The sequence below is a fragment of the Streptomyces sp. NPDC107517 genome (assembly GCF_055582645.1).
On record NZ_JBVJPM010000013.1, the window covers coordinates 102,281 to 119,314 of the forward strand.

The following is a 17,034-nucleotide window of genomic DNA, read 5'->3' on the forward strand; positions in this document are numbered from 1 at the left end:
GCGGTCGTCTCCTTCTTCGCTCCTGGGTGGCGGACGGTGTTCGACAGCCCGCGCCTCCCCTGAGGCCAGAGGGTGACTCCTGCTGGCCTGATGCCGCCTGGAAACGTTGGATCTTGATGGGATAGAACGGAGTAGCGAAGATCCTGCGTTCGCAATCGGGGAGGAGATCGACCATGGGGATGCCCGCTGACTTGCAACTGATCAGCAGCGGCATGATCAAAGCCTCAATGATGATGGTCAAGCACGTGATGCCCGGACTGCGGGGTGCGACCATCGCCCTGTTCCATGAACTGGCCCGGCAGAAGGGCATGGCAGGCGATGATGATGCCGGCCACGAGTTCGCCAAGGTCTACAAGTCGGCCGCCTCTACGACGCTGGACAAGATGGGCTTCAGCACTCTGGTGATGAGCGAGACCGGCCGGGGTCTGATGCACACAGCACGGGAGTTCATGGCCAAAGAGAGCGAGATCGCCTCGAAGATTCTGGGCAAGCAGGTCGACTTGACCGACAGCATGGGCGATCCCTATGAGGACTGCGAGGAGAGTTTCCTCGGTCGGGGGCAGGAGCTGGAAGAGGTCATCGGTGAGACCTCGGCTTGGGACCAATACGCTCCGGGGGGCATGAGTGACCGGTTCCGTGGCTCCCCGGAGAAGCTTCGAGACGTGGCCGGATCGTGGCGTGCGGGCGGGAAGCTGATGCTGCGCATCCTGGAAGATGCCCAAGCTTGCGCGCACACCGCCGACAAGGCGCACTCCGGAGAGGCTGCGGACTCGTTCCGGAAATACTTTGCAGGGTTTGTCGGGTTCGCCTCACCGCCCGACAATGCGCAGCAAGATGAGGCTCTCGTCGCGAACCTTGTGGCCGCATGTCATCAGCTGGCCAAGGCATGCGACCGCTACGCGGTTCATGTCGATGACGCGAAGCTGAAGATCCAGCAGCACAAGCTGGACCTCTTCCACGTCGACGCCCCTTGGGACTCGCCGATGTTCGGGGGCAATGGCGACGACGGTGGCCTCAAAGACGCCGTCCTCAACGACCCATGGATTCATCGGCTCGGCGACGTCGCACACGCTCTGGACAGTGCGGAGAAGCGGGTGAAGCTCCCCCGCGGATCGGGCAGCCGACCCGGTCTGCCCTTCTCGCTGTTCATCCCCCTGCCCGTGCCGGCACCGGTGCCTTTGGTCCTGGCCTCCTACAACAGTGGTGCGCCGGGGATCGTTCCGGCCGTGTATCGGCCTACGGATCCGAACGTCGGCTGGGTGCCTCCGATCCCTCCGACTCCTGGCACTACCCAGCTCCTCAGCGTGGGTGAACGAAACCAGTTCACGTCATTCGTGAACGGCTTGCCGCCGCATGGTTTCGCCGGCGCTGGAACGGACCCAACGATCCCGGAGAACGCGTATCAGCTGCGGACTGCCGGCTATCCCGAACGGAAGATCTCCCTTCCGTCGGGATCGCGCAAGGGCGCTATCGCTGCCGACGGAATGCGCCCGACGGACGGCTACATGATCGACGCTAAGTACGTCAAGGACAAGGACAGTAAGAATTGCTGGCGCAAGCCAGAGACGCTGGACAACCTCGAAGACACGTACAACGCTCAGGGCAAGAAGCAGTGGAACAGGGAGAAGATCTTCAAGGAGAAGGACGACGACGAACTCGTCGACTACAGGGACGCGATGAAGGAGCACAAGCAGATTCGCGGCTTGGAGATCGTCACGAATGATCAGGACTCGGCGTCGTACTGGCAGACCCTCATGGCAGGCAACCAAGTAAAGGGAACGGCACGTTACGTTCCCTGACACGCCGCTTCAACAGGAAGATGAAAACCGGTGAACATCGACGAGTACCAGACCACCTTCCTCCTCTACGCTCCTGCCAAGAACCCACAAGGGTGGGCTCTTGACCTGGGCACGTTCAGTGAGGCCCTCAGGGAGGGATTCCCTGAGGTCGGCTATCAGACCCGGCAAAACGACGAGGGCGAGGTACGCCTTTCATTCTCGGCGGTAACCGATTCCGGCATCGAAATCACCGGCTTCGCCAAGACCGAGGCGCGCGACACGGTCTTGATCGCCGACGCTTCCGTCGATGAGGCTGCCACCTTTATCGCCTGGCTTCGCGACGCCTACGTTCCGAGCCCGGACCTCGTCCGCTTCACGACGGAAGCCGCCTTCGAACGGGGCATTGACTCCGACTGGCGAGTGCCAGCCACTGGTGACCGAGGACGGATCGCGGACGAACTCAAGCAGCACATCCATGTCGTGGAGGGCTGATCGGTCGCGGAAGCGGTTGCGCTCGAAGTGGCCGGGACACGCGGATCCGTCGATCACACTCCGGATCTACGCGCACATGATTCCCGGGCCTGACGGCCGCGGCAGGGCGGCGATGGATGCCTGGTTCGAGACCGGAACCGATTCGCAGAAGACCTCCCCAGATTCTCTCCGTGGGTGTGAATCTCCGGCTTCGATCTCGGGGCTGAGCCATCGAGAGCGCTCCCGAGTGAGGGACATGGAGCGGTGAGGGTGGCCGCATGCCGCTCCATGACTCTCGAAAGCGCCGCAGGTCTGGCGACTACTCCGGCGGCGTCGGTGTGTCGTGGCTGTGGTACATCGCCTGGACGTCGAGCTCCAGCTTCACCGTGGGACCGACCACCGCGATGCCCCGGGCCAGCATGCTTCGCCAGTCCAACGTGTAGTCCTCCCGGTGGAGTTCGGCCGTGGCGAGGGCCGCGCAGCGCAGCTCCTCCGCGTAGCCGCCGTTGACCATGCCGAGATAGCCGGTGTCCAGCTCCACGGTGCGGCTGACGCCGTGCATGGTCAGCGCGCCCTGGATCGTCCACTTGGTGCCGCCGCGGTACAGGAAGCGGTCGGACGAGAAGTGGATGTACGGGTAGCGCTCGACATCGAGGAAGTCGGCCGAACGCAGGTGGTTGTCCCGGGTCTTGTTGCCGGTCGTGATGCTCGCCGCGTCGATCCGCACCTCCACCCGCGAGTCGGCCATGTCGTTCGCGACCTGGATGCCGCCGTCGAAGCGGGTGAACCGGCCGTGGACGTGGGCCATGCCGACGTGCTTGGCGATGAACCGGATCGCGGTGTGCGGCGGGTCGAACAGCCAGGTGCCGGGCTGCGGCAGCTCCGGCGGGCGCCCCATGTGCAGCTGCACCGAGGTCAGGGGGAGCGTCTCACCGGCGACGACGTCGAGCGTCTGCTGGTGGGGCTGGAGCCCGTCGGCCGCGATCATGACGCCGTACCGGCCGGGCGGCAGCGTGAGGAAGACGAGGCCGTACGGGTCGCTGACCACCTTCGCCACGACGCGGCCGTCGCCGACCCGCGTCACGGTGACGTCCGCCCCCGACATCGGCTGCCCCATGGGGTCGGCCACCTCGCAGTGGAAGGCGCCGGCGCCTTCCGGCACGGGGTGCACCAGTCCTGCCCCGCGCGGGTCGCGTCCGGACCGGCTCCTCCTGAACAGCGCGAGGGGCATGCAGATCACCTTCCGAATCGGCCGCAGAACCTCCGCAGCGGGCTCGCACATACGATCCCATGTCTGCGATCTCCGCTGATCAAGGGCGCTAAGGGTTACCGGCGGCAACTGCGTGGTGAATACACGGGAATCCGACATACCGCCGCCGGGGCGCCTCAGATTCCACACTTCCCTCACCTTTCACCCACCCCTCGACCACGCTCCCGACTCCTCCGATGCCGGTACCTGACGGGCCAGGACAGGCCAGGACCCGCCGGGGCGCGCCAGGACAGACGAGATCGAACCACTGGGACGCAGCACCACTTCCGCGCCATATGTCTGCCGATTACGGGTCAACCGTTGACTCGCTCGATCGCGCTCTGACAGATTCTCGACGCCATGAATGCGACAGAGCCCGACCTCTCCGCCAGGTGGAAACGGTTCGCCGAAGCACACTGGGGCAGGGAGCCTGCCGCGGTTCCGTTCGCCCCGGGCCTTGGGCCGGAGCAGGTCTACGGGGCCGTCGCCGCCTCCTGTGCACCGCCCGCCGGGGACACGGCCGGCGTCCGCTTCGCCACCGCGACGCAGGGCCGGTTACGCGACGCGGGCGTGCTGCTGCCCGGCCGTGACGACCCCGACCCGGACGCGTACCGGGACCGGCTCGGCCGTCGACTCAGCGGTTCCGGATGGCTGTTGAGTGTGCGGCAGCCACTGTGGCGCGACTTCGGGCTCTGGGCACATGTACGCGAACTCGTCTCCGGGCTGTGGCGGACGGTGGGCTGGCCCACCCTGCCGGTGACGGCCGCACTCGCCCTCGGAGAGCACTGCACCGGCCCCGACGCCCCCGCCCCGCGCCCCGGCTCGTTCGCGCTCACTTGGGTACTCGCCGGCACGATGACGGTCAGACTGTGGCCCGAACACACCGGCACCGAGTATCAACTCGCCGCCGAGGCCGGCGACTTGGTGTACTGGCCCGCCGGGTGCCGTCACCTCGATCACTACCTCGACCGCTGCACCACGTTACGGATCACCGTCCCCGCGCGCCACGCCGCCGCCCTCACCCACGTCCGCGGACTCCTCGCGGACCGGATGCAGGAGGACCGCGTCTACACGGGCGTCCCCGGTGTCCTGCCGTTCCCTCCCCCGGCGGACCCCGACGGGAAGGTCGGCGCGGCGGAGCCGGTCGCCGCCGCCGCGCGGCTGTTCGCCGGACTCGCCTCCGGTGCGGGACCGGCCAGGGAGCTGCACGTGGCGTGGGCGGCCCGCAGATCGGCGGCGGGACTCGAACCGGTGCCTCCGCCACGACCGGCCGCACCCCTGGATGCCGGTCTGCGCGTACGGGCCTCGGCCGAGATCTTCCGCATACCGGACGGCCCCGGGCGCGCCGTGTGGGCCGCGAACGGGCACACCCTGGCGGTCGAGGGGGCCGGACCCGAACGCGTCAGAAACCGGCTGCGGTCCGGACGGGCCGTCGCAGTAACGGAGTTGGGCCGCGGATCGCGGATACCCGCGAAGGCACTGATCCCGCTCCTGTCCGACCTGCATCGCGTGCGCGCCATCGAACTGGTGGACGGAGACGGGGCGGCATGAGGGAGGATCCTCGCGCCGCCGGGCCCGCACGCCGCGCTGCCGAACCCACGAACCGCGCCACCGGTCCCACCTCCCCCGGGCAGCTGGAACGGCTCACCCGGCTCGACTGGCAGGTCTTCGGCGACCGGTACTGGGACCGGCAGCCCGTGCTGATCAAGTCGGTCGCCCCCGCCCCCTTCGACGACCACGAGGTGTTCGAGACCTCCGTCGCCGCGGCGCACCGCGGCGGGCCGTTCGGCGTGCCGCCCTGCGCGGGGTTCGCGGTCGGCGGCGAGCCGCAGACCGACCCCGGCGACTTCCTGCCGCAGCCGAGGGACGGCTCGTTCGCGGGCTACCACCAGCGGCTCGTCCGGCAGCTCTCCGGCGAGCCGTACTCCCTGTCCCTCCAGGCCTTTCACGCGTTCCACCATCCGCTGTGGGCGCGCGAGCGCGCCTTCTACGCCGGTCTGTGGGCGCGGGTGGGGCAGCCCGTGCCGAGCGCCTTCACGACGCTGGTCCACGGCACGTACGAACAGCCGCTCGCCGAGGCGCTTCCCGGGCAGCGCGTCGCGACGTTCCTGTACGTGCTGGGCGGGCGGCAGCGGATGCGGTTCGGTGCGGCGGACCGGGGCACGTCGTTCACCGTCGAGGCCGAACCGGGCGACCTGCTGTACTGGCCGTCGCACCTCGCCCCCGTCGCCGAACCCTATGCCGGCTGGGCGTCGACCGGCGTGCGCGTGAGCGTCGTACGGGAGGGGCGGCAGGCGGCGGCCGAGCTCTACGACCTGCTGCACGACGTGACGCCTGAGACGCTCCTCGCGCCGGACCCGGATCCCGCGGACGCCGCTCCGCCCGGCGAGGAGGGTCTGCTCGTGCCCGACGGCGAGGCCGGGGCGGAGTTGCCCGCACCCCTGGAGCGCGCGCTCGCGCACTTCCGTGCGGCGGGCGCGCGCGGGCCGCTGGCGGAGCGCGTCGCCCGGCAGTCCCTGCGGCACTGGACGGCCGGGGGTTTCCGGCCCGCGCCGCCGCCGGCGCCGCGCGGCAGGTTCGGCGACGACGACGTCGTGCGTGCCACGGAGCGCGTGCTGTGGACCGAGGCCGCCGGCCGGCGCCTGTTCTCGGCGTGCGGCCATGTGGCGGCCACGGAGCTGTCGGCCGCCGACCTGTCCGCCGTACTGCGGGTCCTCAACTCCGGACGACCGCTGCCTGTGCGTGAACTCACGCCCGCGGCACGGGGGTTGCTGGCGGATCTGACGGCGTTCCGCGCGCTGGAGCGCATCTGAGGGCCCGCCGGTCCGTCATCGCCGTCACTGACCGGGCGCCGGGCTCGCCAGGTACTTGTACTCCAGGAACTCGTCGGTGCCGACGCGGCCTCCCTCACGCCCGATGCCGGACTGCTTGACGTCGCCGAAGGTACGGCCGGGCTGAAGACGAGGCCGGTGTTGAGGCCGCCACGGGCCAACCGGGTGGCCTCACTGACTCTCGGCTCCGTCCCCCGCCTCAGGCCCGCGCACCGAATTCGCAAGACTTCTGCATAACCCGCTCAACCATCATGGTTCCCAAGGGAGTCGGGTTATGCAACAGTCCTTCGCAACCCGACATGAGGGGAGCGGATCACGATGGCTGGGGCGCGGGGGCACGACCTCGCTGCGTTGCGCGGGCTCAACACGGGTGTCGTGTTGCGGGCGCTGCGCAGGGAGAGTCCGCAGACCGTCAGCCAGCTGGCGGGTGCGACCGGACTGTCGCGGCCGACGGTCGAGGCGCTGGTCGACGAGCTCGTCTCGCAGGGCTGGATCGCCGAGACCGACGCTCCACCCGCCGGGCGCACGCCCGGACGTCCGGCCCGTCGGCTGCGCTTCCGGTCCGAGGCCGGGCACGTCGTCGGCGTCGACATCGGACTGCGCAAGATCGTGCTGGTGCTCGCCCGGCTCGACGGCGAGGTCGTCGCACGCGAACGGGACGACATCGCGGCGGAGTTGAGCGGCACGGAGCGCATCGAGCTGCTGCGCGGGCGGCTGCGTCGCTTCCTCGTCGAGCAGAATCTGCGGGCCGAGGCCGTCTGGGCCATCGGCATCGGCGTACCCGGCATGGTCGACGACACGGGCCGGATCCGGTCGGTGATCGTCCCGGAGTGGACCGACCTGGATCTCGCGCGCCGGCTCGCCGACGACTTCCCGTGCCGGATCCTCGTCGAGAACGACGTGAATCTTGCGGTGCTTGCCGAGCACTGGCAGGGCGCGGCGACGCTCGCGGACGACGTGGCCTGCGTGCTCGTCGGGCGGCGCATCTCCTGCGGCCTGATGATCAACGGCAAGCTGCACCGGGGCCGCCGCGGCGGCGCGGGCGAGCTCGGCATCCTGCCCCAACTCGGCCTGGACGCCGCGGAGAAGTGGCTGGCGTGGGACGGCGAGCGGCTCCCGGGCGAGTCCGAGACGGACGCCCTCGCGCGGGCCGTACGGGCCGGGGACGACGGGGCGCGGGCCGTACTGGACGGCTATCTCGCCGGGGTCGCCCCGGGCATCGCCGCGCTCGTCCTCGCTCTGGACCCCGAGCTCCTCGTCCTCTCCGGCGCGCTCTCCCCGGTCGGCGAGGCGCTCGGGCCCCTGCTCACGGAGCAGCTGCGGCCGTTGACGCTGCACGTGCCGCGCATCGCGGTCAGCGCGCTCGGCCGTGAGGGCGTGGCACTCGGTGCGGTCCGCCGCGCGCTGGACGCTCTCGACTCCCATCTGCCGTACGGGACAGGCCCGTTGCGCCCGTCCCCCGTTCCCTGACCCCACACACACCGTCCCCCCTCACCCTCCGGAGGCGCGCATGCGCAGGAGAACGCTTCTCGCCGGTGCGCTCGCGGCCACGCCCCTCGTGGCCGCGTGCGACAGCGGCGGCGGGGCTTCCGGTTCCACCTCGTCGGGCGGCGGAGGCCGCACCACCATCTCGTACGGCATCTGGGATCCGGCCCAGCTCGCGGGCATGCAGCAGATCGTGAAGGCGTTCGAGGCCAAGAACCCCGACGTCTCCGTGGACATCCAGGTCACGCCCTGGTCCTCGTACTGGACGACGCTCAGGACGTCGATGCGCGGCGGGACCGCGCCCGACGTGTTCTGGATGAACGCCGTGAACATCCAGCTGTACGCGGCGAACGGCGTCCTGGAGCCGCTCGGCCCGTACGCGGCCCGCGACCGCACCCCGCTCGGCCGGCACCCCGAGGCGCTCGTCGAGCTGTACGCGTACGACGGCAAGCAGTACGGGATTCCGAAGGACTTCGACACGGTCGGGCTCTGGTACAACAAGGCGCTGTTCGACAAGGCCGGTGTCGGTTACCCGGACGCCTCCTGGACCTGGGACGACCTGCGGGACGCGGCACGCGAGCTGACGAACCCGCGGACCCGTGTGTACGGGATCGCCGCCGAGATGGACCGGCAGAAGAACTTCTACCCGTCGATCTTCGGCGCGGGCGGCTACGTCCTGCGCGAGGGGCGCTCCGGCTTCGGCGACGAGCGCTCCGTCGAGGGACTGCGCCTGTGGACCGATCTCGTGGACCGGGGCTGGTCGCCGCCGCAGAGCGCGATGGCGGACGTGAAGGGCCGCAATCTGTTCCTGTCCGAGCAGGTCGCCATGAACTACGACCTGTCGGCGATGGCGTCCTTCATGCACGCCACGCCCGCGATCAAGGACCACGGCGGTGTCGCCGTGCTCCCCAAGGGCCGGGAGCGAGCCACCGTCATCCACGGTCTCGCCAATGTTGTGAGCGCCAAATCCCGTAAGAAGACGGCCGCTTGGAAGTTCGTGGACTTCCTGGCGCGGCGCGAGGCGGCCGAGATCCAGTCGAAGGGCGGCGTCACCATCTCCTCGTACGCGGGGACACAGGATGCCTGGCTCAAGTCGATGCCCGAGTTCGACCTCAAGGTCTTCATCGACATGCTCGACTACGCGGTCCCGTACCCGAGTTCCAGGAACACGGCCGTGTGGGAGGACCTCGAATATCTGCTGCTCGGCGCGCCGTTCAGCGGCAAGGGCGGCATCGAGTCGGCCGCGCGCACGCTCGGCCGGCAGATGGACCGGGCCCTCGACGAGGAGGACAAGTGATGGCCGTTTTCCCGTCGACCGCCGCCGCCGAGGCGGAGGGCCGGATCAGGAATCCGCGCACCAAGGCGGGCCGCGACGGCACCGCGCGCGGCCCCAACTCCCGTACACAGAAAGCCGCGTACGCGTTCATCGCGCCGATCGCCGTCGGATTTCTCGTCTTCTACATCTGGCCGATGATCCAGACCTTCGGCTACAGCTTCACGACCTTCGGGCCCTTCGGCGGCAACTCCTGGGTGGGCGGCGACAATTACGCCCGCGTCGTCCGCGACGTCACCGTGTGGCGTGCGCTCGGCAACACCCTTCTCTACGGGGCGATCGGACTGGTCACGCTGCCGGTCTCGATCACCGTCGCCGCCCTGCTCAACCGGCGCGGACTGCGGGGAGTCGGTGTCTACCGCGCCCTGTACTTCATCCCGTTCGTCACCCTGCCCGTGGCCATCGGCCTCGTCTGGAACTGGCTGTACAACGGCAACTTCGGCCTCCTGAACGAGATGCTGTCGTGGTTCGGCGTCTCCCGGCACTTCTGGGCCTCCGACCCGTCGTCCGCACTGTGGGCCATCGGCCTCGTCCTCGTGTGGCAGAGCGTCGGCTACTACTTGATCATCTTCATCGCGGGGATCAAGGCCATCCCGCAGGACTACTACGAGGCCGCGGAGCTGGACGGGGCGGGCCCGGTGCGCCGCTTCTTCCGGATCACGCTGCCGCTCCTGAGCCCCAGCATCTTCTTCGCAGCGGTCATCTGCGTGATCAACTCACTGCAGCTCTTCGACCTCATCTACGTGATGATGAGCCCCACGAACCCGGCCCTCGGCTCCACGCAGTCCGTGGTGAGCCTCTTCTACCAATGGGCGTTCCAGCAGAACAACCAGGGCGCGGCGGCCGCCCTCGCGTTCGTCCTGATGCTGCTCACCGCGGCGCTCACCTACGTCCAGTTCCGGCTCCAGAAGAAGTGGGTGCACTATGCCTGAGCGCTCCCGGATCCGCCCCGGCTCCGTCGCCACGCACGCACTGCTGTCGCTGGGCGCCCTGGTGATGGTCTTCCCGTTCCTGTGGCAACTGCTGACGGCGCTGAAGACCCTGCCGGAGGCGGTGCACGTCCCGGTGACGTTCTTCCCCGAACACGCCAACTGGGCGTCGTTCAAAGAGGTCTTCACCGCGATGCCGTACGGCGACATGCTCGGCAACAGCGTCGTCAACACCGTGGCCCGTACGGTGGGACAGCTCGTCTTCTGCTCGCTCGCCGCGTACGCCTTCGCCCGCATGCGGTTCCGCGGCAAGAACGTGCTGTTCGCGCTGTTCCTGTCGGTGCTGCTCGTACCCTCGTCGCTGCTGATCCTGCCGCAGTACGACATCATCCAGCGGCTCGGCCTGCTCAACACGACGCCGGCCCTCTTCCTCCCCGGCATGTTCAGCGCCTTCGGGACCTTCCTCCTGCGGCAGTTCTTCATGGCGCTGCCCAGAGAGCTGGAGGAGGCGGCCCGCATCGACGGCGCCGGGCCCTTCCGGATCTTCTGGTCGATCATGCTGCCGCTGATCCGCCCGGCGCTCGCCGCCCTCGCGGTCATCACGGCGATGTGGTCGTGGAACGACCTCCTGTGGCCGCTGGTCGTGAACACCGATCCGGCGAAGATGCCGATCAGTGCGGGCCTGACGTCCCTGGAGGGCCAGTTCGAGACCAACTACCCCGTGATGATGGCGGGTTCGCTCATCGCGAGCCTGCCCATGATCGTCCTCTACCTCTTCCTCCAGCGGCACTTCGTGCAGGGCATCGCCCAGAGCGGCACCAAGGGCTGAGTCGCAGGCAGGGCCGAACCTCCGTCTCCAGAAAGGAACGCCATGACACGCCTCGATGTGGGTCTGATCGGCGCGGGCGGCATCGCCCGGGCCCATCTGCCCGCGTGGATCGAGCTGGGCGCACGCGTCACCATCCTGTCCACGGACGGGAACGCGGAGAAGCTCGCCGCGAAGTACGCCGGGTCCGGCGTGACCGCCACGCACAGTCTGACCGGTCTCCTGGACCGCTCCACCGTCGTCGACATCTGTACGCCCACGTTCACACACCGGGAACTCGCCCTCGACGCGATCGCCGCCGGCAAGCACGTCGTCTGCGAGAAGCCCCTCGCGCTCACCGCGTCCGAGGCCGCCGAGATGGCGGACGCGGCCGAGGCGGCGGGCGTGCTGCTGTTCCCGGCGCACGTGGTCCGCTACTTTCCCGCGTACGCGGCGATGGCCGGGTCCGTCGCCGAGGGTGCCATCGGTACCCCGGCGGTACTGCGCTTCACCCGCTCGGGCGCCTATCCGGTGTGGGCCCCGTGGTTCTGCGACCCGGCGCTGTCCGGCGGCATCCTGATGGACCAGATGATCCACGACCTCGACTTCGCGCGCCTGCTCGCGGGCGACGTCGTACGCGTCCACGCACGGCTGCGCGGGCGCCAGGAGCCGGGCGCGAAGCCCGGTGACGTCGCGGTCGGCACGGCGGTGCTGACCCACGCGTCGGGCGCGATCAGCCACATTCTCGGCGTGTGGGGTCTGCCGGACCTCCAGTTCCGTACGACGTTCCGCGTCGCGGGGCCCGACGGGATCCTGGAGCACGACTCGACGGCGCTGCCCGGGTTCCGCATCCTCGCCCAGGGCACGCGCCCGCCCGGCGAGGGCATTCCCAGCAGCCCGATGACGGAGAGCCCTTACCTCACCGAGCTGCGCGAGTTCGCCGCTGCCGTGGAAGGCGGGCCAGCTCCCCGCGTGACGGCCCGCGACGGCGTCGAGGCGGTACGGATCGCGGAAGCGGCGGCGGCTTCGGCCCGTACCGGCGAGCCCGTGGAACTCAAGATCTCCGAGGAGGCGGCCCGATGAAGGTCGGAGTGCTGTCGTTCGCGCATGTCCACGCAGGCGGGTTCGCCCGCCTGCTCGACGGGATGGAAGGCGTCGAGGTCCTCGCGGCCGACCCGGACACGGACCTGGCGGCGCACGGCGAGGTCCGCGGCCGGGAGTTCGCCGACCGGCTCGGGGTGGCCTACGCCGACTCGTACGAGAAGCTGTTCGCCTGGGGCCCCGACAAGGTCGTCGTCTGCTCGGAGAACGTCCGCCACCGGCCCCTCGTCGAACTGGCGGCGGCGCACGGCGTGGACGTGCTGTGCGAGAAGCCCCTCGCGACGACGGAGGAGGACGGCACGGCGATGGTCGAGGCGTGCCGCGCGGCGGGCGTGCGGCTCGCGGTGGCGCACCCCGTCCGTTTCAGCCCGGCCTACACGGCGGTGCGCGCCGCCGTGCGGTCGGGCACGGCGGGCGGTGTCCTCGCGGTGTCGGGCGCCAACAACGGCTATCTGCCGGCGGCCCGGCGCCGCTGGTTCGCCGACCCCCAACTCGCGGGCGGCGGAGCCCTGATGGACCACACGGTGCACATCGCGGACCTCCTGGACGACCTCTTCGAGGCGTCCCCGGCGACCACGGTGTACGCACAGGTCAACAACGTGCTCCACGAGGGGCAGGTCGACGCGGACACCGCGGGGCTCGTCACCGTCGAGTACGCGAACGGGGCGGTCGCCACGATCGACTGCAGCTGGAGCCAGCCCCAGCACCATCCGGCCTGGGGCGGATTGCAGATGCAGGTGATCGGCGACCGGGCGACCCTGGAGATGGACGCCTTCGACCAGAAGGTCCACGGCTTCAGCGAGGCGTCCCGCGCGCCCTTCGAACTGCCCTACGGCGTCAACCTGGACGCCCTGATGCTGCACTCGTTCCTGTACGGGAGCGACGGCGGGACGAGCGTGACGGACGGCGAATCCGGTCTGCGTTCCCTGCGGATCGTCACCGCGGCGTACCGGTCCGCGGCCGAGGGGAGGGCAGTGCCGGTGCGGTGACGACCGGCCGCGTCTGCCATCGTGGCCGTATGAGCGAACTGGTGGACCGCGTGGACGAACAGGACCGCGTACTCGGCACGGTGGACCGGGGCGCGGCCGTCCGCGAGGGGTGGCTGCACCGGGTGGCGACGGTCGTGTGCCGCGACCCGGCGGGGCGGATCCTCGTGCATCGCCGGGCGCCGCACGTCTCGCGGTTCCCCGGGCGGTACAACTGGCTGATCGGCGGGGGTGTCGACGCGGGCGAGTCGTACGAGGCCGCGGCGGCCCGCGAGCTGTCGGAGGAACTCGGAGTCACGGCGCCGGTCCGTTATGTCTTCAAGTACCTCTGCCGCGGGGAGATCGGCCCGTACTGGCTCGGGGTGCACGAGGTCACCGTCGACGGGCCGGTCGCGCCGCTGCCCTCCGAGATCGTCTGGCACGACTGGCTCACCGAGACCGGCCTGACGAACGCGATGCGCCAGTACCCGTTCGTGTCGGACTCCCTCGAGGCGCACGCGCGCTATGTCGCGCTGGGCCGTGAGAACGGGCCGGGGACGGCGCGCTGAGGGGCGGCGGCGCGTGGCTCAAGGCCGGGCATCTGCCCTGTTGGCGCAGGTGAGGGCCATCCCCCGCGCGCGTGCACCTCGACGCGTGCGGCAGGATGTCCCGGCGCGTCGGTGCAGGCGCGGCAGCACCACCTACGGACAAGCAGGTAGCAAGGTGACGACTCATCACATACGGCCGCTCCCGGCGGCGCACGACGACCTCGTTCACGGCGCGGGAGGCCGCCGGTGAACCGCGCGATGACGCCCGACGATCTGATCGTGGCCGGGATCGCGATCGCCGCGGGGCTCGCGGCCGGACTGCTCCTGCGCATGATGCTGCGCTGGCTGGGCGTGCGGGCCGACCGGACGCGCTGGGGCGGCGACGACGTCATCGTGGACGCCCTGCGCACCCTCGTGCCGTGGGCGGCGGTCGCCGCCGGTGCCGCCGTGGCCGCCTCCGCGCTGCCGCTCACCACCCGGGCCCGGCACAACGTCACCGTGACGCTGACGGCGCTGCTGATCCTCGTCGCCACGTTCACCGCGGGCCGGGTGATCTCCGGGCTCGTGCGGTCGGTGGCGCAGTCGCGGTCCGCGGTCGCCGGGTCGGCCACCATCTTCGTGAACATCACGCGGGTCGTGGTGCTCGCGGTGGGCTTCCTCGTGGTCCTGCAGACGCTGGGCATCTCCATCGCCCCGCTCCTCACCGCTCTCGGCGTCGGCGGTCTCGCGGTGGCGCTCGCGCTCCAGGACACGCTCGCTAACCTCTTCGCGGGCGTCCACATCCTGGCCTCCAAGACCGTGCAGCCGGGCGACTACATCCGGCTCAGCAGCGCCGAGGAGGGCTACGTCGTCGACATCAACTGGCGCAACACCGTGGTGCGTCAGCTCTCCAACAACCTGGTCATCATCCCGAACGCCAAGCTCGCCTCCACCAACATGACCAACTACAGCCGCCCGGAACAGCAGATGACCCTGCTCGTCCAGGTCGGCGTCGGCTACGACAGCGACCTGGAGCATGTCGAGCGGGTCACGGCCGAGGTCGTCGAGAGCGTCATGGTCGACATCACCGGTGCCGTCCCCGAACACGAACCGGCCATCCGCTTCCACACGTTCGGCGACTCCCGCATCAGTTTCACGGTCATCCTGGGCGTCGGCGAGTTCAGCGACCAGTACCGGATCAAGCACGAGTTCATCAAGCGCCTGCACGCCCGGTACCGGGACGAGGGCATCCGGATCCCGGCGCCCACGCGGACGGTGGCACTTCAGCAGGGCGCGGTGGCCATCCCGCACCAGCGTGAGGCCGCACCGCAGATTCCGTAGCGACGGCACAGCCAGGGGGAGCCGGTCCGTCCGGACAGCGGACCGGCTCCCCCCACGTGCTTCCGACCTCTCGGGGTCAGTCGCGCGCCACCGTCCCCGTGACCTTCAGGTCCCGGATCCGGCCGTTGTTGTCGAACGAGCCGAAGCCCACACGGCCCGAGGAGAACACCGGGTCCGTGCCCGTGATCAGCGGCGTGCGGCTGCCGTCCATGTAGACGGCCGTCTCGCCGGTGTCCGCGCAGTGCGTGACGCGGACCTTGTGCCAGTCGGCGTCCTTGATGGCCGGGGGCGCGCCGTAGGTGCCGTTCCACTGGTCGTCGATGCGGAGCCGGTCCGCGTTGTTCACCGTGAACAGGCCGTTGTGCGGATAGATGCTGTTGTCGCTGGACAGGTGCGCGTACTGGAACTGGGTGTCGGAGTTGTAGTCCCAGACGACGATGACGTCCCGGTTGGTGATGTCGACCGGGGTGTCGATGCGTACCTCGGCCTCGATCGTCACGTTCGAGTAGCGCGGTCCCGCGGTGAGGACGGCGTACTCGAAGGGGCGGCGCGGGCCGGGGCGGGAGACGCCCGGCTCGGTGAGGACCGTCTCGCGCCGGGTGAACTCCCACTTGGCGGGGGTGACAGGCGCCCAGTTGTCCGCGCCGGTGGTGTGCGTGGTGGGGGTGTTGCCCACGTTGCAGTCCGCGAAGGTGCGGGTGCCGGTGACCTTCCAGACCTTGCCGTTCGCCTTGGAGACGATGTACAGGTCACCGGCGAGATCGGTGCCGAAACGCAGGTCGACGCGCTGGTCCCCGGCGAGGTCGCGCATGGTGACCTTCTTGCCGGTGGCCTGGTCGTACAGCATCAGCGACTTGAGGGGCGCTAGACCGGCGCCACGGCGCATGTCGTGCGTGTCGGCGGCCAGGATCCGCCCGTCGACGAGGTCACCGAAGATGTACGTGCCGCGCAGCTCGGGCGCGTCCTTGCCCCGGTACACGAAGCCTCCGGCGATCGCGCGGCCCACGTCGGAGCGGCAGTCCCAGTCGGCTCCGGGGTCGTGGTCGTACGCGGCGACGGGATACGTGTAGCCGTACTTGGCGTCGTCGGCGGGCAGCGGCGCGATGCGGGCGCACGGGTCGGTGGTCTTCTTGTCGAAGAGGAACGGGCCTTCGCGCTCGCTCCAGCCGAAGTTGTCGCCGGCCTTGACCTCGTACACCGACTCGATGGCGTGCTCGCCGATGTGGCCGAGGTACATGCGGTGGCTGCCGCCCGTGTCCCAGCTGAAGCGGTGCGGGTCGCGCATGCCGACGGCGTAGATCTCCCCGAGGGCGCCCGGTGTGGACACGAACGGGTTGGCGGCCGGGATGCCGTACTTGCCGTTGGCGCTGTTGCGGCCCGCCGGGTCGATGCGCAGGAGCTTGCCGTGCGGGAGCGCCATGTTCTGCGGTTCACTGTTGCCGACGCCCTGGCCGCCGTCGCCGACGGCCAGGTAGAGCAGCCCGTAGTCCTTGTCGTGGGGCTTGGCGGTCGGGTTGAAGTCGATCTGCTGGATGCCGTGCACCTGGCCGGTGAAGCCGATGCGCAGGACCTCGCGGTGGGTGCCGTGGAAGACGGCGGCCTGCGGGTCGTCGGCGGTCCACTCGGTGATGACGCCGTGGTAGGTGGTGGTGCCCGCCTGCTTGAAGTCGGGCGCCTGGGTGACCTGCGAGGCGAGTTCGGTGTGGATGGTGTAGAAGCGGCCGTTCTTCGCGAACTGCGGGTGGAACGCGGCGTATCCGAAGCCCTGGCCGAGGCCGCGGCCCGAGAAGAAGTGCGGGAAGGTGCCCTTCACGTCGAGGTACGGGTGCGGGGTGCCGCCCGTGTTCTTTCCGGCGGTGCCGGGGTCGGTGAGATACAGCGTCCCGTTGAGGTCCGGGGTCGCCATCCGGCCGGAACCGTCCGGGAGTTCGTTGATGGTGTTGATTCTGGCGTGGCGCATCAGACGCGGGTCCGTCGGCGCCGGTACCGGTTCCGACTTGGGGAACTGGGTGTACTCCGAGAGGACCAGGCCGGTCCTCGACTGGGCGGGCTTCTCCGGGATCGGGTCGCTGAGGCCCGCGGTCGCGGCGGCGGGGGCGGGCTCGTCGGCGTGCGAGGGCGCGGCGAGTCCGCCGAGCGCCAGGGTCGCGGTGACGGCGAAGGCCGCCCAGAGTCTTGGATTCTTGCGTCGTGCTGCCATGCGGGTCCCTTCGGACGGC

Annotated in this window: 14 protein-coding genes and 1 pseudogene; 12 read left to right on the forward strand and 3 right to left on the reverse strand. The window is 69.7% G+C overall.

What is annotated here, in order from left to right:
* Nucleotides 1-173: 173 nt before the first annotated feature.
* A complete protein-coding gene (locus ACZ67T_RS27740; protein ID WP_469987698.1) occupies nt 174-1,799 on the forward strand; it encodes a restriction endonuclease fold toxin-2 domain-containing protein in 1,626 nt (541 codons plus the stop codon).
* Between the two features lie 30 nt (nt 1,800-1,829).
* Entirely contained in the window at nt 1,830-2,270 is a 441-nt protein-coding gene (locus tag ACZ67T_RS27745; protein ID WP_382998584.1) for a hypothetical protein, read from the forward strand.
* Between the two features lie 298 nt (nt 2,271-2,568).
* On the opposite strand, the gene ACZ67T_RS27750 is transcribed toward ACZ67T_RS27745, so the two are convergent.
* Entirely contained in the window at nt 2,569-3,480 is a 912-nt protein-coding gene (locus tag ACZ67T_RS27750) for a YceI family protein (protein WP_469987699.1), read from the reverse strand.
* Nucleotides 3,481-3,858: 378 nt separating this feature from the next.
* On the opposite strand from ACZ67T_RS27750, the gene ACZ67T_RS27755 reads away from it, so the two are divergent.
* Both ACZ67T_RS27755 and ACZ67T_RS27760 read left to right on the forward strand, forming a co-directional pair.
* A complete protein-coding gene (locus ACZ67T_RS27755) occupies nt 3,859-5,049 on the forward strand; it encodes a hypothetical protein (protein ID WP_469987700.1) in 1,191 nt (396 codons plus the stop codon).
* A complete protein-coding gene (locus ACZ67T_RS27760) occupies nt 5,046-6,311 on the forward strand; it encodes a cupin domain-containing protein (protein WP_469987701.1) in 1,266 nt (421 codons plus the stop codon). The genes ACZ67T_RS27755 and ACZ67T_RS27760 overlap by 4 nt, the downstream gene beginning before the upstream one ends.
* 24 nt (nt 6,312-6,335) lie before the next feature.
* Here ACZ67T_RS27760 and ACZ67T_RS27765 read toward each other — a convergent pair.
* Nucleotides 6,336-6,511 (reverse strand): annotated as a pseudogene (locus tag ACZ67T_RS27765) (NAD-dependent succinate-semialdehyde dehydrogenase); the annotation flags it as partial.
* Nucleotides 6,512-6,647: 136 nt separating this feature from the next.
* On the opposite strand from ACZ67T_RS27765, the gene ACZ67T_RS27770 reads away from it, so the two are divergent.
* The 8 genes from ACZ67T_RS27770 (at nt 6,648) to ACZ67T_RS27805 (ending at nt 14,815) form a co-directional block, all read left to right on the forward strand.
* Nucleotides 6,648-7,799, forward strand: a complete 1,152-nt coding sequence (locus ACZ67T_RS27770; protein WP_469987702.1) for an ROK family transcriptional regulator — start codon at nt 6,648-6,650, stop codon at nt 7,797-7,799.
* Between the two features lie 40 nt (nt 7,800-7,839).
* Entirely contained in the window at nt 7,840-9,111 is a 1,272-nt protein-coding gene (locus ACZ67T_RS27775; protein WP_469987703.1) for an ABC transporter substrate-binding protein, read from the forward strand.
* Entirely contained in the window at nt 9,111-10,079 is a 969-nt protein-coding gene (locus tag ACZ67T_RS27780) for a carbohydrate ABC transporter permease (protein ID WP_469987704.1), read from the forward strand. The genes ACZ67T_RS27775 and ACZ67T_RS27780 overlap by 1 nt, the downstream gene beginning before the upstream one ends.
* On the forward strand, nt 10,072-10,905 hold the full coding sequence (locus ACZ67T_RS27785) for a carbohydrate ABC transporter permease (protein ID WP_469987705.1): 834 nt from the start codon (nt 10,072-10,074) through the stop codon (nt 10,903-10,905). Before ACZ67T_RS27780 ends, ACZ67T_RS27785 begins: the two co-directional genes overlap by 8 nt.
* 42 nt (nt 10,906-10,947) lie before the next feature.
* Nucleotides 10,948-11,964 (forward strand): Gfo/Idh/MocA family protein, encoded by a 1,017-nt coding sequence (locus ACZ67T_RS27790; RefSeq protein WP_469987706.1) that lies wholly within the window; start codon nt 10,948-10,950, stop codon nt 11,962-11,964.
* Nucleotides 11,961-12,971, forward strand: a complete 1,011-nt coding sequence (locus tag ACZ67T_RS27795) for a Gfo/Idh/MocA family protein (RefSeq protein WP_469987707.1) — start codon at nt 11,961-11,963, stop codon at nt 12,969-12,971. The genes ACZ67T_RS27790 and ACZ67T_RS27795 overlap by 4 nt, the downstream gene beginning before the upstream one ends.
* Before the next feature lie 29 nt (nt 12,972-13,000).
* The gene (locus tag ACZ67T_RS27800; protein WP_469987708.1) at nt 13,001-13,516 is read left to right on the forward strand and encodes an NUDIX hydrolase; all 516 of its coding nucleotides are present in this window, start codon (nt 13,001-13,003) and stop codon (nt 13,514-13,516) included.
* Between the two features lie 225 nt (nt 13,517-13,741).
* Nucleotides 13,742-14,815, forward strand: a complete 1,074-nt coding sequence (locus tag ACZ67T_RS27805) for a mechanosensitive ion channel family protein (RefSeq protein ID WP_469987709.1) — start codon at nt 13,742-13,744, stop codon at nt 14,813-14,815.
* A 76-nt stretch (nt 14,816-14,891) separates the two neighbouring features.
* Here ACZ67T_RS27805 and ACZ67T_RS27810 read toward each other — a convergent pair whose 3' ends face one another.
* Nucleotides 14,892-17,015, reverse strand: coding sequence for a PQQ-dependent sugar dehydrogenase (locus ACZ67T_RS27810; protein WP_469987710.1), 2,124 nt, complete (start codon nt 17,013-17,015; stop codon nt 14,892-14,894).
* Nucleotides 17,016-17,034: the final 19 nt, after the last annotated feature.